The organism is Streptomyces sp. NBC_00597 (assembly GCF_041431095.1).
In the GTDB taxonomy this organism is placed as follows: domain Bacteria; phylum Actinomycetota; class Actinomycetes; order Streptomycetales; family Streptomycetaceae; genus Streptomyces.
This window is the reverse complement of the sequence record NZ_CP107757.1, coordinates 1,798,250-1,815,304: the sequence shown is the minus strand read 5'-3', so window position 1 is coordinate 1,815,304 and position 17,055 is coordinate 1,798,250. Positions and strand designations below refer to the sequence as shown.

Annotated in this window: 22 protein-coding genes; 13 read left to right on the top strand and 9 right to left on the bottom strand. The window is 72.8% G+C overall.

Annotated features, from left to right (window positions below; genetic code table 11):
• Positions 1-196 precede the first annotated feature (196 nt).
• The 7 genes from OG974_RS07810 to OG974_RS07780 all read left to right on the top strand — a co-directional run bounded on the left by OG974_RS07810 (position 197) and on the right by OG974_RS07780 (position 5,829).
• Positions 197-1,210 carry an NUDIX domain-containing protein gene (locus tag OG974_RS07810; protein ID WP_328761761.1) on the top strand — a complete coding sequence of 338 codons (1,014 nt, stop codon included), beginning with the start codon at positions 197-199 and terminating at the stop codon, positions 1,208-1,210.
• Positions 1,211-1,257: 47 nt separating this feature from the next.
• Entirely contained in the window at positions 1,258-1,884 is a 627-nt protein-coding gene (locus OG974_RS07805) for a hypothetical protein (protein ID WP_327281927.1), read from the top strand.
• Positions 1,885-2,033: 149 nt separating this feature from the next.
• Positions 2,034-2,564, top strand: a complete 531-nt coding sequence (locus tag OG974_RS07800) for an SRPBCC family protein (protein WP_327281926.1) — start codon at positions 2,034-2,036, stop codon at positions 2,562-2,564.
• Positions 2,565-2,669: 105 nt separating this feature from the next.
• Positions 2,670-3,404 carry an SDR family oxidoreductase gene (locus OG974_RS07795; RefSeq protein WP_327281925.1) on the top strand — a complete coding sequence of 245 codons (735 nt, stop codon included), beginning with the start codon at positions 2,670-2,672 and terminating at the stop codon, positions 3,402-3,404.
• Positions 3,405-3,423: 19 nt separating this feature from the next.
• The gene (locus OG974_RS07790) at positions 3,424-4,095 is read left to right on the top strand and encodes a GNAT family N-acetyltransferase (RefSeq protein WP_327281924.1); all 672 of its coding nucleotides are present in this window, start codon (positions 3,424-3,426) and stop codon (positions 4,093-4,095) included.
• Positions 4,096-4,154: 59 nt separating this feature from the next.
• Positions 4,155-4,679, top strand: coding sequence for a hypothetical protein (locus tag OG974_RS07785; RefSeq protein ID WP_371645928.1), 525 nt, complete (start codon positions 4,155-4,157; stop codon positions 4,677-4,679).
• Between the two features lie 205 nt (positions 4,680-4,884).
• Complete coding sequence (locus tag OG974_RS07780) at positions 4,885-5,829, top strand: class I SAM-dependent methyltransferase (protein ID WP_371645926.1); 945 nt, start codon at positions 4,885-4,887, stop codon at positions 5,827-5,829.
• 108 nt (positions 5,830-5,937) lie between these two features.
• Here the strand turns inward: OG974_RS07780 and OG974_RS07775 are convergent, their stop codons facing one another.
• A complete protein-coding gene (locus tag OG974_RS07775) occupies positions 5,938-7,437 on the bottom strand; it encodes a DEAD/DEAH box helicase (protein WP_371645924.1) in 1,500 nt (499 codons plus the stop codon).
• 47 nt (positions 7,438-7,484) lie between these two features.
• Positions 7,485-7,979, bottom strand: coding sequence for a MarR family transcriptional regulator (locus tag OG974_RS07770; protein ID WP_327281922.1), 495 nt, complete (start codon positions 7,977-7,979; stop codon positions 7,485-7,487).
• A 107-nt stretch (positions 7,980-8,086) separates the two neighbouring features.
• Here OG974_RS07770 and OG974_RS07765 point away from each other — a divergent pair, with 107 nt between their 5' ends.
• Positions 8,087-8,440 (top strand): HGxxPAAW family protein, encoded by a 354-nt coding sequence (locus OG974_RS07765; RefSeq protein ID WP_327281921.1) that lies wholly within the window; start codon positions 8,087-8,089, stop codon positions 8,438-8,440.
• 117 nt (positions 8,441-8,557) lie between these two features.
• A complete protein-coding gene (locus tag OG974_RS07760; protein ID WP_327281919.1) occupies positions 8,558-8,764 on the top strand; it encodes a cold-shock protein in 207 nt (68 codons plus the stop codon).
• Positions 8,765-8,831: 67 nt separating this feature from the next.
• On the opposite strand, the gene OG974_RS07755 is transcribed toward OG974_RS07760, so the two are convergent.
• Positions 8,832-9,434, bottom strand: coding sequence for a TetR/AcrR family transcriptional regulator (locus tag OG974_RS07755; RefSeq protein ID WP_327281918.1), 603 nt, complete (start codon positions 9,432-9,434; stop codon positions 8,832-8,834).
• Positions 9,431-9,784, bottom strand: a complete 354-nt coding sequence (locus OG974_RS07750) for a DUF1304 domain-containing protein (protein WP_327281917.1) — start codon at positions 9,782-9,784, stop codon at positions 9,431-9,433. The genes OG974_RS07755 and OG974_RS07750 overlap by 4 nt, the downstream gene beginning before the upstream one ends.
• Positions 9,785-9,871: 87 nt before the next feature.
• Here OG974_RS07750 and OG974_RS07745 point away from each other — a divergent pair, with 87 nt between their 5' ends.
• Positions 9,872-10,876, top strand: coding sequence for a BtrH N-terminal domain-containing protein (locus tag OG974_RS07745; RefSeq protein ID WP_371645921.1), 1,005 nt, complete (start codon positions 9,872-9,874; stop codon positions 10,874-10,876).
• A gap of 22 nt (positions 10,877-10,898) precedes the next feature.
• Here OG974_RS07745 and OG974_RS07740 read toward each other — a convergent pair whose 3' ends face one another.
• The 3 genes from OG974_RS07740 to OG974_RS07730 all read right to left on the bottom strand — a co-directional run bounded on the left by OG974_RS07740 (position 10,899) and on the right by OG974_RS07730 (position 12,787).
• Positions 10,899-11,120, bottom strand: coding sequence for a ferredoxin (locus OG974_RS07740; protein ID WP_327281914.1), 222 nt, complete (start codon positions 11,118-11,120; stop codon positions 10,899-10,901).
• 5 nt (positions 11,121-11,125) lie between these two features.
• The gene (locus OG974_RS07735) at positions 11,126-12,313 is read right to left on the bottom strand and encodes a cytochrome P450 (RefSeq protein ID WP_327281913.1); all 1,188 of its coding nucleotides are present in this window, start codon (positions 12,311-12,313) and stop codon (positions 11,126-11,128) included.
• Positions 12,314-12,448: 135 nt separating this feature from the next.
• Positions 12,449-12,787 (bottom strand): thioredoxin domain-containing protein, encoded by a 339-nt coding sequence (locus tag OG974_RS07730; protein ID WP_327281912.1) that lies wholly within the window; start codon positions 12,785-12,787, stop codon positions 12,449-12,451.
• Between the two features lie 162 nt (positions 12,788-12,949).
• Here OG974_RS07730 and OG974_RS07725 point away from each other — a divergent pair, with 162 nt between their 5' ends.
• Positions 12,950-13,219 (top strand): hypothetical protein, encoded by a 270-nt coding sequence (locus tag OG974_RS07725; protein WP_371645918.1) that lies wholly within the window; start codon positions 12,950-12,952, stop codon positions 13,217-13,219.
• A gap of 22 nt (positions 13,220-13,241) precedes the next feature.
• Here OG974_RS07725 and OG974_RS07720 read toward each other — a convergent pair whose 3' ends face one another.
• A complete protein-coding gene (locus OG974_RS07720) occupies positions 13,242-13,616 on the bottom strand; it encodes a hypothetical protein (RefSeq protein ID WP_327281910.1) in 375 nt (124 codons plus the stop codon).
• A gap of 170 nt (positions 13,617-13,786) precedes the next feature.
• Here OG974_RS07720 and OG974_RS07715 point away from each other — a divergent pair, with 170 nt between their 5' ends.
• Both OG974_RS07715 and OG974_RS07710 read left to right on the top strand, forming a co-directional pair.
• Complete coding sequence (locus tag OG974_RS07715) at positions 13,787-14,146, top strand: YciI family protein (RefSeq protein WP_327281909.1); 360 nt, start codon at positions 13,787-13,789, stop codon at positions 14,144-14,146.
• 57 nt (positions 14,147-14,203) lie between these two features.
• Positions 14,204-15,424, top strand: a complete 1,221-nt coding sequence (locus OG974_RS07710) for an RNA polymerase sigma factor (RefSeq protein WP_327285996.1) — start codon at positions 14,204-14,206, stop codon at positions 15,422-15,424.
• A 19-nt stretch (positions 15,425-15,443) separates the two neighbouring features.
• Here the strand turns inward: OG974_RS07710 and OG974_RS07705 are convergent, their stop codons facing one another.
• Positions 15,444-16,934, bottom strand: a complete 1,491-nt coding sequence (locus OG974_RS07705; protein ID WP_327281908.1) for a condensation domain-containing protein — start codon at positions 16,932-16,934, stop codon at positions 15,444-15,446.
• Positions 16,935-17,055 lie beyond the last annotated feature (121 nt).

The following is a 17,055-nucleotide window of genomic DNA, read 5'->3' as shown; positions in this document are numbered from 1 at the left end:
CGAGCTGGTCGGACCGGCGGTTCTCAGGCCGCCAGTCCGCGACGCGAACGTACCAGCGAGGGCGTAACAAGGTAATAAGAAGGTATAGGGGCAGCAAAGCGGTGGTCAGTGGGCGGGGAGGGGCGACCGGCGTAACCAGCAGGCCGTACCGGCTGTTTGCACGGGCGGAGGCCCATCCACGGTGAACGGAGTTCCCATGTCGCAGCTGACCGGCGAGGCCGTGACGGACGATGACGGCGGCCGGCCGGGCACGTGGATGACCCCGCAGGAGTACGGGGCTTCGCGGGCCGCGCTCTGGACCGGAGCCGTGGTCCTGGTCACCGACACCGACGGCCGGGTCCTCGTCCAGAGCGTCGACTACCGCCCCGACCGGCTGCTGCCCGGCGGCGCGGTGGACGCAGGCGAGGCCCCGGCCGCCGCCGCGGCCCGCGAGGTGCGGGAGGAACTCGGCATCGACGGCAGCTACCCGCACGGGCTCGCGGTGGACTGGATCCCGGCCGACATCCCCGGCTTCCCGCCCGAGATGCGCTTCCCGGGCGAGATCCTGTACGTGTACGACGGCGGTACCTGGACCGCGGACCGAATCGACGCGATCCGCCTCCCCGCCCAGGAGATCACCGGCATCCAGTTCGCCGAACCGGCCGACCTGCCCGCCCTGATGGACCCGGGAGACGCCCGCCGCGCCCTGTCGGCACTGCGCGCCCGCATCAACGGCGGCGGCCCCGCCCTGCTGGAGGACGGCCGTCCCACCGTGCCGACCGCCCTGGACCGCCTCGGCGTGCTGCGCACCCGCCGCACCCCCCTCCACGGCACCTGGCACCCCGGCCCGGTGCCCGCGGCGCTACCCGTACGGGAGCCCGGTGCCTGGCTGTTCGCCCCCGACGGCCGGGTCCTGCTGCTGGTCTCCCGCGCCACCGGCGCCGCGCACCTCCCGCCCCCGACGGCAGGCTCCGTCCCGTTCGGCTACCGCTGCGCCGACGGGGCCGCCCATCCCCGTACGGCGGACCGTCTCACCGGCCCGCCCCCGGCCGCGGACCCGGAGTACGCGCGCCTGCTGGCCACGGCTGAGCAGGTCCGCGAACTCGCCGACTGGGGACCGGCCGGCCACGCCGAACTCGCCGCGGTCCACGCGGCCCGCACCCGCCTCGGCCTGCCGGCCCCTCTCCGCACCCCGCTCACCGAACTCCCCGAGGAGGGCCTGCGCCGGTGATCGCGCCGCGCCGTGCGCTGTCAGTGGCGCCCCGTAGCGTGATCGTCATGGGATTCACCAGCGCCTGGTCGGTCAGCAGCCACCCCGACTCCGTCATCGCGGAGCTCACGCCCCACCTCGCTCCGGCCCTCGAAGCCGACCGTACGCAGCCGGCGGGCCGCCGCCGCTGGGAGGCCTGGCGGTGTGCCCCGCTGCCGGACCACCGCACCTGGTACCGCGACCGGGCGCACGACGGGGCCATCGACTCCTTCTTGACCCTGACCCGGCCCGGCGGGCACGTCGACGAGGTCTGCAACGGCATCACCGACCGCGCGTTCCATGTGATGGAGGACGTCTGGGAGCCCGAACCGGAGGCGGCGGACATGTTCGTCTCCGTGCACCGCAAGGACTACGCGGTCGCCGCCCTGTTCCACGCCATCGGCCCGGACCGGGCCGCCCTATTGCCGGGCTGGTGCGGGAACGTGCTCCTCACCGCCGCCGAGGTCCGCCGGACGCTGCCGGACGTGGAACGGGCGCTGACCTTCACCCCCGGGGAACGGGCCCGCGTCGGCGACCGGGACTGGCTGGACTACGGCGCCCGCGACGAACCCGTCACCGACGGCCCCCTGCGCATCTGGCGGACCGCGGCGGCGGCGGGCCGCGGCCTCTGCGCGGTCGCCCTGCACGTCGACTGACCACGCCGGACCCGGACCCGGACCCGGACCCCAGGACCCGGCCGGACCGCGGACCGCGGACCCGCCACCAGGCCCCGGCCCCGGACCTCAGTCCCGGCGCGGCCCGGCAAATCCTGCGTCCGCGGGGCCCGGGCCCGCAGCATGGGGGCATGAGCGACAGCGCGATCACCTACACCCTCTACATCCAGGCCGATCCCGCCCGGGTCTGGCAGGCCCTCACCGAGCCCGCCCTCACCCGGCGGTACTGGGGGCTGAGCTTCGAGACCGACTGGGCGGTGGGATCGAGGATGGACTGGGTGGAGCGCGGGGCCCGGACCAGTGATCCCGAGCAGGTGGTCCTCGACTGCGTCCCCGACCGCCGCCTCTCCTACACCTGGCACACCTTCACCCCGCAGTGGGCGGCCTCGGTCGGGATCGCCGAGGAACTGCGGGCCGAACTGGCGCAGGAGCGGCGCACGAAGGTGACGTACGAGATCGAGCCCGTCGGGGACACCCTCGCGCGGCTGACCATCCTCCACGAGGACTTCGAACCGGGCGGCACCCTGATCGGCATGTGCGGCCGGGCCTGGCCGATGCTCGCCTCCAGCCTCAAGACCCTGCTGGAGACCGGGGCCCCGCTGCCCGAGCCGGGGCACGGCTCGAACCAGGGGCACGGCGGGCACGAAGCCCACGGGGACTGAACCCGGCCGACCGGCGGCCGGGGCCGCCCCGGCCGCCCACCCCGCCGAACGGCCGTACGCCGCGCCTGAGATCATGTGTAACGACCACCTGACCGGGAGCGTTGTATGGACTTCGAGCACCACGGCGTCGTCATCACCGCCGCCGGCCGCGACTTCGGGCGTACCCTCGCCCTCCGGTTCGCCGCCCGGGGCGCTGAGGTCCACCTCTCGGCGCGCACCCTCGAAGCCGCGCGACGCGTCCGCGAGGAGATCCTCGCGCAGGGGCACGACGCCGACCGCGTCCACGCGTACGCGTGCGATCTCACCGACCCCGCCTCCGTACGGGAGTTCGCCGCAGCGGTGGCCGCCCGCACCGACCACATCGACGTACTCCTGAACAACGGCTCCCGCTACCAGCACGGCCGCGACCTGCTCCGCGCCTCCGACGAGGACGTGACCGAGACCCTGGCCTCCGGCGCCACCGGCACCGTCCTCGTCACGAAAGCCTTCCTCCCGCTGCTGCTGAACTCCGGCAAGCCCGACATCGTGACGATGATCTCCAGCTGTGGCGAAACCGGCCACCACCGCTCCGACGCCCACGACGCCTTCTACGCCGCCAAGTCCGCCCAGTCCGGATTCACCGAGATCCTGTCCCGCCGGCTGCGTGACCAGGGCGTGCGCGTCATCTCCCTCTACCCGCCGGACTTCGACAACCACGACCCGCTGTCCCCGCAGTGGGAGGGCGCCCCGCGCACGGCGAAGGACCCGCTCACCGCACAATCACTGGTGGACTGCGTCTTCTTCGCCATCGGCCAGCCCCGGGACTGTTTCATCAAGTCCTTCACCTTCGAACAGGTCTGACGGAAGCGGAGTAGGAGACATGGGCGACACCCTCGCAGAGATCCTGGACGCGGTGGCCCGCGGGCAGTTCCCGCCGGCCGACGGCGGCACCACCGTCGTACCGCAGCCGAGCCGGCGCGACGCGGGCGTGATCGCGTTCACCGCGCACTCCGTGGTGTTCACGGACGAGGACCCGCAGTGGGTGCACGCCACCCTCGCAGCCGTCGAATGCGACTCCCTGGCGGCCTCCATGCACCCGCGCTTCCTGGGCGCCCTGCTGGACCGCACCGCCCGCACCACCGACACCATCGACCTGCTCACCGTCGCCGGTGCGCTGCCCGGTGACCCGCCGCTGGAGCTGCGCGAGGTCCGCGACCCCGACCACCCGCGGGTGCGCCGGGCCCTGCGCCGCCGCGACGACGTACGGGTCTGGGCGGCCGACGGGGGAGTGCTCGTACTCGGCCGCGGTGTCGCGGGCCGCTGGGAGACGGCGATCGAGGTGGACGAGGGGGTCCGCCACCGGGGCCTGGGCCGGGACCTGGCCCTCGCCGCCCGCCACCTCGTCCCCGACGGCGCACCGGTCTGGTCCCAGCAGGCCGCGGGCAACGCCCGCAGCATCCGGGCCTTCCAGGCCGCCGGATACCGCCCGGTGGGCTCGGAGGCCCTGCTGGCGCCCCGCGCGCCCCTGACGCAGTCCTCGTACGTCGGCTGAAGTCCTCCGAGGCACCCCTGCGCGCCGGCCCGTCACCGCGGTCGTGTGGAATGGGTTGCATGGGGAGAAGCGAGAACCACATACGCCAGGGGGGCAGCCCGGCGCGCCGGGCGGAGGGCACGGCCACCGCGCCCGACCACTGGCGCTACGCCCGTCACCTCGACACCCTGGCCGCCGCGGCCGGTGAGGCCATCGGGGCCGAGGCGGGCGCCGTTGCCGCCGTTATGCGCGATCGCGACCCGGTGATGGCCGAGAGCGCGGTGGTCACCCACCTCGGCCGCCGCGCCGCCCACCTGCTGACCGACCCGGGCTTTCCCGACTGGGCCCGGGCCATGGGCGCCGCGATCGGGGCCCGCCCCTTCCCGGCCCGCCGGCTGCGCGAGTGGACCCTGCTCAAGGCGATCACCGACGGCGGGCCGTGGTCGGCGGCCGAGCTCACCGCCGCCTCCGACTGGTGCCAGCGCACCGCCGTCCTGTCGCTGGGCTCGCACGAGGCGCTGGACCTGCTCGCCGCCGCGGGGCGTACCCGCCGCGTGCGCAACACCGCCGCCCAGCGCTTGGGCCGCCGCAACATCAAGGGCTGAGCGGGCGCCAGACGGGCGGCCCGCAGCCGGTGGGAACAACCGGTGGGAACAAAGGGTCGATCCTGATCAAGACGGGAAATCGGCGGCAGTCCTTCTGTCCGCTGGGCACAAAGTCTCGTCATACGGCTGTTCGGGGGCTTAAAGTCTGCCTACCTGGCCGGGTATCAGCGTTGATCCGATGCCGTTCCACTGGAGGCTGCTCTCCGTGTCGCACGTTTCCCAAGCTCCCGTCACCACCCCCGACGGCGAGCCGGCTCCGCCCGAACCCACCGCGTACAGCCAGGTCAAGGGTTGGTTCTCGGACTATGACCAGGTGCTCTTCGACTGGTTCCTGACAGGCCGGACCGGCAGAGAGGACCAGCCGGGCGATCTTCTGGAGCTCGGCGCGTTCATGGGGAAGAGCGCGATCTTCCTCGGGGGGTATCTGCGGGAGGGCGAGGAGTTCACCGTCTGTGACCTCTTCGACTCGCCCGCGCCGGACGACTCCAACCTCGCCGAGATGCAGGACTCGTACCCCACGCTCACCCGCCGCGGGTTCGAGACGAACTACCTGGCCTTCCGCGAGGCGCTCCCCACGATCATCCAGGCGCCGACGTTCGTGGTCGGTGACCGGGTGCGCCCGGCGAGCTGCCGGTTCGTCCACATCGACGCCTCGCACCTCTACGAGCACGTCGTCCAGGACATCGCCTCCTCCCGCGTCGTGGCCGCTCCGGGCGCCGTCGTCGTCTTCGACGACTACCGCTCCGAACACTGCCCCGGCGTCGCCGCGGCGGTCTGGGGCGCGGTGGCCACCGGCGAGCTGCACCTGATCTGCGTGTCGTCGTCGAAGCTGTACGCGACCTGGGACGACCCGGCGCCCTACCAGGCGGAGCTGCTCACCTGGCTGGAGGGCCGGGAGGACCTGTGGCACGGGGTGGACCTCGTCGCCGGCCAGTCGCTGGTCCGCATCGGTGACGAGGGGGTCGTTGCGCCGGCGCCGCCGCAGCCGCTGCGTCCGGCGCCCGAGCCCGGCGCCGCGCCCGTACCGGCCGGGCACCAGCCCGGTCCCCGCCCGCGGGCCGGGGCCGCGTGGCGCAGGCTGGCCAAGGACCTGCTCCCGCCGGTCGTCACCCGCGCGATCGTGGCCTGGCGACGGCGCCGCCGCGGCTGACGTCCCGCCGCGCCCGCGCCCTTGTGCACGAACGGTGCCGGCCCCCGTGTCCGGGGGCCGGCACCGTCGCGTCGGGGCCGTGCCCGTGCCCGTGGCCGTGCTCCGGCGTCAGCCGCCCTTGCGGACCCGGGCCGCGCGGCGGGCCTCGGCGAGCTGCCGGGCCTCCGCGGTCTTGCGGGACTCCTTGCCCGCACCCGGCCGGCCCGGGCGCGTGCCCATTCCGCGGAATCCGAGGTCCGAGCCCGAGGGCCGGCCCTTCGCGTCGGTCGGCTCGGCGCCCGCCAGCGGCACCCCGGACGGCGCCTTGGCCCCGGTGATCCGGCTCAGTGCGGTCTCCCCGGAGCGGACCTGGGTGGTGGTCGGGCGGATCCGGGCGTCGGACATCAGCCGGACCATGTCGCGGCGCTGGTTCGGCGTGACCAGGGTGACGACCTTGCCGGACTCGCCCGCGCGGGCGGTACGGCCGCCGCGGTGCAGGTAGTCCTTGTGGTCGGCCGGCGGGTCCACGTTCACGACGAGGTCGAGGTCGTCGATGTGGATGCCGCGCGCGGCGACGTTCGTCGCGACGAGGACCGTGACGGCTCCGCTCTTGAACTGCGCGAGGGTGCGCGTGCGCTGCGGCTGCGATTTGCCGCTGTGCAGCCCTTCCGCCCGTACGCCCATGGCCCGCAGGTGCTTCACGAACTGGTCCACGCCGTGCTTGGTGTCCAGGAACATCAGCACCCGGCCCTCGCGCGCCGCGATCTCGGTGGCCGCCGAGTACTTGTCCGCGGAGTGGATGTGGAGCACGTGGTGGTCCATGGTGCTCACTGAGGCCGCCGACGGGTCGACGGAGTGCGAGACCGGGTCCTTCAGGTAGCTGCGCACCAGCTGGTCGACGTTGCGGTCCAGGGTGGCCGAGAACAGCATCCGCTGCCCGGCGTGGTGCACCTGGTCCAGGATCTCGGTGACCTGCGGCATGAAGCCCATGTCGCACATCTGGTCGGCCTCGTCGAGGACGGTGGTCTTCACCCGCTCCAGGTGGACGTCGCGCCGCCCGACCAGATCGCTGAGGCGTCCGGGGGTGGCCACCACGACCTCGGCCCCGGTGCGCAGCGCGCTCACCTGCTTGCCGATCGACAGTCCTCCGACGACCGTGGCCATCCGCAGGCCGAGGGCCTGCGCGTACGGAGTGAGCGCCTCGGTCACCTGCTGCGCCAGCTCGCGCGTCGGTACGAGGACCAGCGCGAGCGGTCGCTTCGGATCGGCCTTGCGGCCCGCCGTGCGCGCCAGCAGGGCCAGGCCGAAGGCCAGGGTCTTGCCGGAGCCGGTCCGCCCGCGGCCGAGGATGTCGCGCCCGGCCAGGGAGTTGGGGAGGGTGGCGGCCTGGATGGGGAAGGGCTGCGTCACCCCCAGGTCGGTCATCGTCTGCACCAGCTCACGGGGCAGGTCGAGCTCGGAGAACGCCGCGACCGGCGGTAGCGCCGGCTCCACCGTCTTGGGCATCGCGAACTCGCCCTGCAGGGGTGCGGTCCGGGGCGCCTTGCCGCCCGGCTTCGCACCGCCCTTGGGGCCTGCCTTGGCTCCGGCCTTGATGCCGAAGCGCCCGTGAACCGACGGGTTCTTCATGCAGAACCTTCCGTGAGACGTGAAAAGGGAAATTTTACCATCGGGGGCTACGAGGTCACGGGGCCGATCTTCCCGGACCGTACCTCGGCGAGATGGGCGCCCATCTCGACCGTCGCCCGCGCGAACCAGTCCGCGATGACCGCGATCTCGTCGGGGGAGTACTGCGCGAACACCGTGCCGAGCCGCGCGTAGAAGGGTTCGTAGACGGCGAAGACCCGGGCGGCCGCCGCCGGGTCGGCCACCACGCGCACCCGGCGCCGGTCCGCGGGATCGGGCTGCCTGCGGGCGTATCCGGCCCGTTCCAGGCGGTTGAGGACGCCGGTCACGGCCCCGGTGGTCAGGTTCGTCAGCTCGGCGAGGTCGCCGGCGGCCAGCGGGGCGTCTGCGGCTCCCAGGACGTGGCCGAGACAGGTCAGGTCGGTGACGTTCAGCCCCAGCAGCTGCGCCACTTCCTGCTGGCCGATCAGGCCCAGCGCGACGTACCGGTCCATGCGCGACAGCGCCTCCTGGGCCGTGGCCGCGGGGCGGGGCTTGCCCTGCACGCACATACTCCTTAGCATCTAAGTAACTTAGTTCGTGAGATGCTTATCTTGCTCACTAAGGCATCCCTGTCCGAAGCCTAGCGTCGCCCGCCCCTGCGAGGAGAACCATGAGCGCCCACGGAGACGTCGACCTCGGCCACACCGTCGCCGGCTGGACCGGTACCGCCCTGGCCCTGTTGGGCTGTGCCGGAGCCGGCCTCGCCGTGTGCGCCGCCTGGAGCCCCGGCGTCTGGCTCGGCCTGGCCCTCGTCGCGGTGGCGGCGCTGGTCACATGGGCCCTGCACCTGGCCGGCTGGGGCAAGCCCAGCGGCCCCCGCCCCCGCGCCGAGTGGGACTGGCGCACCCGGGACACCGCCGCCCGGGCCGGGCACGCGCACTGCCTGGGCTGCCGGATGAGCGCGCCCCGCCGCGCCGCGACCGCGACCCCGTCGACCCGGCCCGCCGTGTCGAGCGGTCAGTAGTGCGAACCGCCCCCGATCGGCCGCGCCTGAGGTGTGGTGGGCGTCACGTACGGGCAGGATGGAACCGGCTGCACCGCACGTGCGGTCCGCGTGGAACGTTGAGAAGGATCAGTACTGATGGCAACAGGCACCGTGAAGTGGTTCAACTCTGAGAAGGGGTTCGGCTTCATCCAGCAGGACGGCGGCGGGCCCGACGTGTTCGTGCACTTCTCCGCCATCCAGACCACCGGCTTCAAGGAGCTGGCGGAAGGCGCGGCGGTCGAGTTCGACGTCACTCAGGGCCCCAAGGGTCCGCAGGCGGAAAACGTGGTCACCCTGCGGTGAAGCCGCTGTGACGCCACTTCACGAGCCCAGCCCGTGACATGAGCCCCGCCGGTCGGTCCGGCGGGGCTCATTGCTGTGGCGGAGGCGATTGGGGGGCGGGAGGTCGGGAGCCCGCGCGGTGCAGGGCCAGCAGCAGCGGCCAGAGGTGCTCCGCCAGCTCCGTCGGGGAGCCCGGGACGCTCTCGTGCAGCCAGTCGGCCAGGATGCTGGTGAACGTGGCGGCCACCGCCGAGGCGACCAGGTCGGCGTGCGGGGCGCCGGCCGCCGCGCGTTCGGCGCGGGCGCGGGCGCGAAGTTCCCGGTGGAGGCGCTCGCCGAGCGGGCCGCCGCCGCCCGGCAGGAGCAGGGTGCGGTAGAGGGGCGTGTGCCCGGCGGCGTCGGTGAGGAAGTCGGCCAGTGCGCCCGGGGGGCGGGCCGGGGCTTGCGCCCCCGGCCGCGTCTGCCAGGCGTGCAGGGCGTCGACCGCCGCGTGCACCACGTCGGCGCAGGCGTCGACGGCCAGTGCCGTGAGGTCCTCGTAGTGCAGGTAGAAGGTGGCGCGGCCGACGGAGGCCCGCCGGACCACCGCCGAGACGCTGACCTCCCCCAGCGGCCGGTCCGCGCACTCGGCGAGGAGGCTCTCGCGCAGCCGGGCCTTGGTGCGGGCGGTCCGCGGGTCCTCGGGGCTCACGCGGCCAGCAGCGCCGCGCCCAGGGCGAGGGCGCCGGGCAGGGCCTGGGCGATCAGGATGCGGCGGTTGGCGGTCGCGGCCCCGTAGACCCCGGCGACGATCACGCAGACGAGGAAGAAGACCTGCGTGGCGAGCGAGTCGATGATCAGCGACCAGATCAGGCCGGCGGCCAGGAAGCCGTTGTAGAGGCCCTGGTTGGCGGCGAGGGGCGCGGTGCGGCGGGCGAGGTCCTCGTCGAAGCCCGACAGGGCCCGCCCGGCCGGCCGCTGCCACAGGAACATCTCCAGTACCAGGAAGTACACGTGCAGGGCGGCGACGACGCCGATGAGGACCTGGGCGACCGTGTGCACGATCAACCTCCCTTGTTTGGATTTCCTGGACAACTGTACAGGAAGTTGCTGTCAGGTCCATGGTGCGCCCGCGGCTAGGCTGACCGCATGACTGTGCTCGTGTACGAAGACTTCGGGACCGGACGCCACCGTGAGGCCTCCTTGATCCGCCACGCCCTGGGCAGCGCCCACGACGAGGAGCTGATCGCGGGCCTGGCCGGCGGGATCGGCTTCATGTACTTCGTGTTCGAGTACTCCGGCCGGGCGCCCATCGCGACGATCGTCGCGCAGGCCCATCCCGAACCGTGGGTGCAGGTCACGCTCCGGCGCCTGCACGTCCCGTACGACGCCACGCGCGCCACCAAACCCCGCTGGGGCAGGGTGCGCGCCGCGCTCGACGGCGGTCAGCCCGCCTTCTGTGTCGTCGACCGGGCCTCACTGCCCTGGCACGGGGCCGACGCCGACGGCGACGCGGAGATGATCGGCGCCGACCCGCACACCGTCGTCATCGCCGGGTACGACGGCGATGACCTGTTGATCGAGGACGGCGCCGAGGCCCCGTACCGGATCGACCGCGAGGAGTTCGGTGCGGCCTGGACCGCGCACCGCAAGGGCCGCCACCAGCTGATAGTGCCCACCGGGCCGCCCGAGGGCGAGCCGGACGTCGACGGGGCGATCGCGGCGACCGTCACCCGCCTCACCGGGCCGGTGCTCGGCAACCACTTCGACGTCAACTTCGGCTTCACCGGAATGGAGAAGCTGGCCGCGCAGCTGCGCGACGGGACCACCAGGACGGGCTGGGAGCGCCGCTTCGGCGGTTCCGCGGAGCACTTCCGCGCCGGCACCGGGCGGCTGTACGCCTGCCTGGAGGAGGAATGGACCGCCCCCGGCGCCACCCGACCGCTGTACGCCGACTTCCTCGACCTCGCCGGGAGGCCGGAGGCGGCCGCGCTCCTGAGGGACTCCGCCGGCCACTGGTCCCGGCTGGCGGACTTGGCCCGTACGGCAGAGCCGGACTCCGACGCGGCTCAGCGGCGGGCCCTGTTCGACGAGTGCGCCGAACAGGTGGACCGCTCGCTGGAACTGGAGCGCCGGGCCGTCGCCCTGCTCTGAGCCGTACGGGTTCGTGCAGCGGTTACTCCTGTTGCCCCGGTTGCCCCTCGCGGATGCTGATGGCGGCGACCGGGCAGGCACGGGCGGCCTCGCGCAGCAGTGGGCTGCCGTTGCCGTCCTCACGGCCCGGGAGGACCTGGCTGAAGCCGTCGTCGTCCTGGGTGAACACGTCCGGCGCCGTCAGGGCGCACTGCCCGGCGCCGATGCAGACGCTCGTGTCGATGTCGATTCGCTGTGGCGACATGCCCCTCACCATGCCACGGGGAGTTCGACCATGCCCTGGATGGTGTCCCCGGGCCGGAACGGGATGCGGTCCGGCTCGGCGGCCAGCCGGAGCCCGGGCAGCCGGGCGAACAGCGTCCCCAGGGCGATCTCCATCTCGGCCCGGGCCAGGTTCTGCCCGAGGCACTGGTGGATGCCGAAACCGAACGCGACGTGGTGGCGGGCGGAGCGGTGCCAGTCCAGTGCGTCCGGCTCCGCGAACACCGCCGCGTCCCGGTTGATGACGGAGGTGGAGAAGACCACCCCGTCATCCGCACGGATCGTCACCCCGCCGATCTCGATGTCCTCGGTGGCCACCCGCAGCATTCCGTCCGCGATGGACAGGAAGCGCATCAACTCCTCAACGGCCACCGTGATCAGCGAAGGGTCGGCGCGCAGCTCGGCCAGCTGCTCCGGGTGCCGCAACAGGGTGAACGTACCGAGCGAGATCATGTTCGCCGTGGTCTCGTGGCCCGCGATCAGCAGGATCGCGGCCAGGGAGACCAGCTCCTCGACGTCGGTCTCACCGGTCTCCAGGCGGCTCGCGACGAGCTCGTCCAGCAGCCCCTCGCCCGGATGGGTCCGCTTGCGCTCGATCAGATCGGCCAGGTAGCCGTTGATCTGATCCCGCGCGTCCTCCACGTCGGCGAGCTCCGGCCCGCGCAGCAGCCGCCGCGACTGCGCCTCGAAGAACTCGTGGTCCCCGTAGGGGACTCCGAGCAGGGCGCAGATCACCATCGACGGGACGGGCAGGGCGAAGTCGTTGACCAGTTCGGCCTGCGGACCCCGGGCGACCATCTCGTCGATCAGCCGGTCCACGGTCTGCTGGATCGCGGGCCGCAGGGCCGCGGTCCGTTTCAGGGTGAAGCTCGGGATGAGCATGCGGCGCTGGACGTTGTGTTCGGGGTCGTCGACGCCGAGCAGCGCCGTGCGGCGGTTCTGCAGGCCCTTGAACCGCTTCGTGGGATTGGGGAAGGCCTCGTTCTGCCGGTTGGCGGAGAGCCGCCCGTCGGAGAGCAGGGCGCGCGCCTCGGGGTGCCCGGTGACCACCCAGACCGAGCGGCCGTCGAAGAGGGTGACCCGGGAGAGCGGCCGGCCCTCGCGGAGGGGATCGTAGGCGGTCGGCGGGTGGTAGGGGCAGGTTCGGTCCTGGGGGAAGGCAACGGTCTCTGACATGCAGCACCTCGTAAGCATGATTCCGTGGGTCCGTATCGCCGGAATCCATTACATGCCCTAGGCACCTATCTGACCTACGCCAGTTTCGGCCAGATAGCCCACTTTGGACCGCCCGGCCGAGGGTCGCCCGGACGATCAGAGATGGGCCTCCAGGAACTCCCGGAGCTCCGCGCGGCTCATCGCCCCGGCACGGCTCGCCACGGCGCCGCCTTCCTCCACGAGGACCACGGTGGGTGCGCCGGCCACGCCGAAGCGCTGGGTGGGCTCGGGGCAACGGGTCATGTCGGTGCGGACGACCGTCAGCCGGGCGCCGTACTCCTCGGCCGCCTCGGCCACGAGCGCGTCCATCGCCCGGCAGGCTTCGAGCGCCTTGGGCCACGTCCCGATGAAGTAGGCGAGAACCGGCCCCTCGGCCATCGCGAGGATGAAGTCGAACTCCTGGTTCTCCAGTGGCTGGTGTACCCGACGTGCCATGGGCGGTGCTCCTGCTTCGTGTTCCGGGTGCTGCGCATGTGGGCCCCCATCATCGCCGCCGGCTCCACCGGCCCCGAATTCCCGGCCGCCGGGCGTCCCCGCCGGGCCGCGTCCCGCTGCCCCCGGGACCCGTTGTCAGTGGCGCCTGTGAAGCTGGGCTGCATGGACGACAGGATGCTCCGGCGCCGGGTCTACGGCGCCGACCACGACGACCCCGATCCCGGCCCGCGCCCCGGCCATGTCTACGGCGAGCTCGTGGGCGGCCCGCTGGACGGGCTCCTCCTGGACATCACGGGCTGGAGCCCGCGCCGGCTCGCCGAGGAAGCCCGGCTCCCCACCGAGATAGGGCGCTACGGAGCCGGGGGCCGCACCCACTACCGCCGTCGCGCGGCCGACCTGGACCGCTGGGACTGGTCGGGCGACAGCCCGTGACCGCGACAGGTGTGGCGGGGCGTCAGCCGGTCGCTCCCCGGCTGACGTTCCGGGCCCACAGCACCAGCGGGAGCTGAAGCGGCAGCCGGGCGATCGTCACGGCCCAGGTGGCGGGGGAGCGGCGCCGCGCATCGACGGCCATCTTCACGTTCGCGGGGAACACCCCGACGAAGAACGCCGCCGCGGCCAGCGCCGCCACCCGGCGCGTCCGCGGATGGGCGACACCGGCGGCGAGCGCCAGCTCGGCCGCGCCGCTCGCGTACGTCCACTGCCGGGCGGTGCCGGGCAGGGCGCTCGGGACGGTCGCGTCGAACTGCTTCGGCACGAGCGCGTGCGCCACGCCCGCCCCGGCCAGCAGGCCGGCGAGCAGCAAGGGGGAAGAAGGAGTGCGCAGCATCGGAAACGTCCTCTCTCAGCAACAGGAGCCCGCGATCCTACTCCCGGGTAGGGATCGGTCCGGAAGATTCCTCGAAGAAACATCCGGGGAGCTGTCGATCCGGACGTCTCCCGTTCGACGCAGGAGTGAGAGGCGGGGACAACCCCCGCCCGTCCGACCGAGGAGTCACCGTGCCGCGCTTCCTTTCCCTGATCCGTATTGACGAGCAGAGCCTTCCCGCCGACACCGAGTTCCCGCCGGAGTTCGGGCAGCGCATGGGCGCCCTGATGGAGGAGATCACCAAGGCCGGGGTGATGCTCGACACCGCCGGGCTGCTCCCCACCGCCCAGGGGACCCGCGTGACCTGGTCCGCCGGCAAGCTGAGCTACACCGACGGGCCGTTCACCGAAACCAAGGAGGTCGTCGGCGGCTACGCCATCCTCCAGGCCAAGGACAAGGCCGAAGCACTGGAGTGGACCAAGCGGTTCCTGGAGATCCACCCCGTGGAGTGGACGGTCGGCGCCGAGCTGCGCCAGATCGACGAGGGCTGACGGCGCCGCGTTTGCCCTGCCTCGTCACGGCTGCTCTGATGGGTGGCCGTGACGGCAGTGAATACGGCCCAGGCGGTCGAAACGGTGTTCCGGATCGAGTCGGCGCGGATCATCGCCGCCGTCGCGCGCATCGTGCGCGACGTCGGGATCGCCGAGGAGATCGCACAGGACGCGCTGGTCGCCGCACTGGAACGGTGGCCGCAGTCGGGTGTCCCGGACCAACCGGGCGCCTGGCTCACGGCCACCGCCAAACACCGCGCGATCGACCTCGTCCGCCGCAAGGAGACGTACGCCCGCAAGCTCGCCGAGGTCGGCCGGACCCTGGAGGACGTGCCGCCGCCCGCCGAGCCGGCGGCCCCGGACGACATCGACGACGACCTGCTGCGGCTGATCTTCACCGCTTGCCATCCCGTCCTGGCCACCGAGGCCCGGATCGCGCTCACCCTGCGCCTGATGGGCGGGCTGACCACCCAGGAGATCGCCCGCGCCTTCCTCACCTCCGAGCCGACCGTCGCCCAACGCATCGTCCGGGCCAAGCGAGCCCTGGCCAAGGCGGGCGTGCCCTTCGAAGTCCCGTACGGCGCCGACCGCGAGGAGCGGCTCGCCTCCGTCCTGGAGGTGATCTACCTGATCTTCAACGAGGGCTATTCTGCGACCGCCGGCGACGACCTCGTACGCCCCGCCCTGTGCGAGGACGCCCTGCGCCTCGCCCGGGTACTGGCCGCCCTGATGCCCGAGGAGCCCGAGGTGCACGGGCTGGCGGCGCTGCTGGAGTTCCAGGCGTCCCGGATCTCTTCCCGCACCGGACCCGACGGTGAACCGGTGCTGCTCGCCGACCAGAACCGGTCCAAGTGGAACCGGATGCTGATCCGCCGCGGCGCCCTGGCCATGCAGCACGCGGGAAGCGGCCCGTACTCCGTCCAGGCCGCGATCGCCGGCTGCCACGCGGAGGCCGTCCGCTACGAGGACACGGACTGGGCGACGATCGCCACCCTCTACGGACGGCTCGTCGAGCTGGTCCCGTCACCGGTCGTGGAACTCAACCGGGCCGTCGCCGTCTCCATGGCCGAGGGCCCGCAGGTGGCGCTCCCGCTGGTCGACGCCCTCGCCCGGGAGCCGGCCCTGCGCAGCTACCACCTGCTGCCGAGCGTACGGGGCGACCTGCTGGAGCGGCTGGGTCGCAAGGAGGAGGCCCGCGCGGAGTTCGAACGCGCCGCCTCGCTCACCCGCAACGCCCGGGAACGGGCCCTGCTGCTCGGGCGTGCCGCCCGCGCGTGAGCACGGGCGGCCGGCGCCGTCAGGAACGGCGGGCGTACGGGGCGGTGTCGAGCGGTGAGTCGACGGGACGGCGCGGCCCGGCGAGCGCGACGGGGCGGCGCAGCGAACCGTGCCGGGCGATCTCCCGGACCGTCTGCCGCAGCGCCTCCTGGAAGTCGGCCATGGTGCGGCGCGCGGGGGCGGTGTCCACGTAGATCGAGTTCATGTGCAGGCCGTCGGTGTCCCGCTGGAACCAGGAGCAGGCGCCGTTGGCGCGCGCCGACCACACGTGGGAGGTCGGCCGCCAGTCCTCGTGCCGCTCGGCGCCTGGGCACTTGCGGACGTCGATGTACGAGAAGAAGTTCACCGGGTAGGGCCAGGAGCGGGCGGCGAACTCGGCGGGGGCCAGCAACTCCCAGGCCCGGACGAACGGCACGTCGATGTGCTCCATCATCTCGCCGAAACCGGCCCGGACCGCCGCCATGACCTGGGCGAAGTCCCGCCCGGGCGATGCGTCGAACTCGATCGGCATGGTGTTGACGAACCACCCCACCGAGTTCTCCCAGCCGGCCCGGCCGCGCTCGCTGACCGGCATGAACCCCCGGTACACGCCGGGCCCGCCGGCCTCGCGCAGACAGACCGCGACGGCCGCGAGCACCCCCATGAACGGCTTGCCGCCCACCGCCCGGCAGGCCTTCTCGAACACCTCCGCCTCGGCCGCGTCCAGCAACGGCGAGGCCTCGTTGACGATCGGGTACATCCGGTCCGGCTCCACGCCGAGTTCGAGCGGGAACCGGGGGAAGAACTCGCCCTCGCCGCGCGCCATGAACGACTTCCAGTAGCCGAGGCGTTCGTCGTCGGCGTCGATGGAGAGGTAGCGCCGGCGCTGCTCCTCGGCGAAGTCCAGGTAGCTCGGCGCGGCCGGCAGGTCGATGTCCTCGCCGCGCCGCAGGGCCTCGTACGCGCTCTGCACCTCGTGGACCACGATCGGCATCGACAGGCCGTCACACACGATGTGGTCGAAGGCCAGGTAGACGGTCGCCGAATCCTCGCGCAGGACGGCGCCCATGGTGAACAGCGGCCAGGAGAGCGTGTCGATGCTGCGCTTGAACCGGTCGACGAGGAAGCCGCGCAGAGCCTCGGAGGAGTCGAACGCAGCCACGGGCACCGTGTCGAGGGCGAGTTCGCAAGCGGCGATCGGTTCGCACGCCAACTCGCCCGCGAGGCGCCGGAACTCGCACCGCAGCACCTCGTGGCGGCGTACGAAGGCCAGCAGGGCCCGGGTCAGGGCCTGCTCGTCCAGCACGCCCGCGACCTCGAAGGTGACCGCGATCCAGGACGCTACGGGATCGTCCGCGCCGCGGCTCTCCTCCGCGACGGTGAAGTGCTTGTCCTGGTTGAACGAAGCCCTCCTGCCCGCCGCGTCGCCCGCGCCGTCGGTGTCCGCCGCCGCGGCGGCCGTGGACCGCAGCCGCCATTCGACGACCCGTCCCGGTGCCATGTCGTGCGTCTCCAGAGGAAACTGCCGCATTCCGTCATCCCTTCGCCCCCAAAGTCAACCCCGAGGCCCTAACGACACCCGCCCCACGGAAGTGACGCCCACCAGTTCGTCCACCGGTCGTGGCGGTGCGCGGGCCGCGGCGGCGCCGGCG

Bases quoted from the DNA above. Each gene is read 5' to 3' on its own strand.
- OG974_RS07810 (WP_328761761.1), top strand. From the start codon at position 197: ATGTCGCAGCTGACCGGCGAGGCCGTGACGGACGATGACGGCGGCCGG.
- OG974_RS07805 (WP_327281927.1), top strand. From the start codon at position 1,258: ATGGGATTCACCAGCGCCTGGTCGGTCAGCAGCCACCCCGACTCCGTC.
- OG974_RS07800 (WP_327281926.1), top strand. From the start codon at position 2,034: ATGAGCGACAGCGCGATCACCTACACCCTCTACATCCAGGCCGATCCC.
- OG974_RS07795 (WP_327281925.1), top strand. From the start codon at position 2,670: ATGGACTTCGAGCACCACGGCGTCGTCATCACCGCCGCCGGCCGCGAC.
- OG974_RS07790 (WP_327281924.1), top strand. From the start codon at position 3,424: ATGGGCGACACCCTCGCAGAGATCCTGGACGCGGTGGCCCGCGGGCAG.
- OG974_RS07785 (WP_371645928.1), top strand. From the start codon at position 4,155: ATGGGGAGAAGCGAGAACCACATACGCCAGGGGGGCAGCCCGGCGCGC.
- OG974_RS07775 (WP_371645924.1), bottom strand. From the start codon at position 7,437: ATGAAGAACCCGTCGGTTCACGGGCGCTTCGGCATCAAGGCCGGAGCC.
- OG974_RS07765 (WP_327281921.1), top strand. From the start codon at position 8,087: ATGAGCGCCCACGGAGACGTCGACCTCGGCCACACCGTCGCCGGCTGG.
- OG974_RS07760 (WP_327281919.1), top strand. From the start codon at position 8,558: ATGGCAACAGGCACCGTGAAGTGGTTCAACTCTGAGAAGGGGTTCGGC.
- OG974_RS07745 (WP_371645921.1), top strand. From the start codon at position 9,872: ATGACTGTGCTCGTGTACGAAGACTTCGGGACCGGACGCCACCGTGAG.
- OG974_RS07740 (WP_327281914.1), bottom strand. From the start codon at position 11,120: ATGTCGCCACAGCGAATCGACATCGACACGAGCGTCTGCATCGGCGCC.
- OG974_RS07735 (WP_327281913.1), bottom strand. From the start codon at position 12,313: ATGTCAGAGACCGTTGCCTTCCCCCAGGACCGAACCTGCCCCTACCAC.
- OG974_RS07730 (WP_327281912.1), bottom strand. From the start codon at position 12,787: ATGGCACGTCGGGTACACCAGCCACTGGAGAACCAGGAGTTCGACTTC.
- OG974_RS07725 (WP_371645918.1), top strand. From the start codon at position 12,950: ATGGACGACAGGATGCTCCGGCGCCGGGTCTACGGCGCCGACCACGAC.
- OG974_RS07720 (WP_327281910.1), bottom strand. From the start codon at position 13,616: ATGCTGCGCACTCCTTCTTCCCCCTTGCTGCTCGCCGGCCTGCTGGCC.
- OG974_RS07705 (WP_327281908.1), bottom strand. From the start codon at position 16,934: ATGCGGCAGTTTCCTCTGGAGACGCACGACATGGCACCGGGACGGGTC.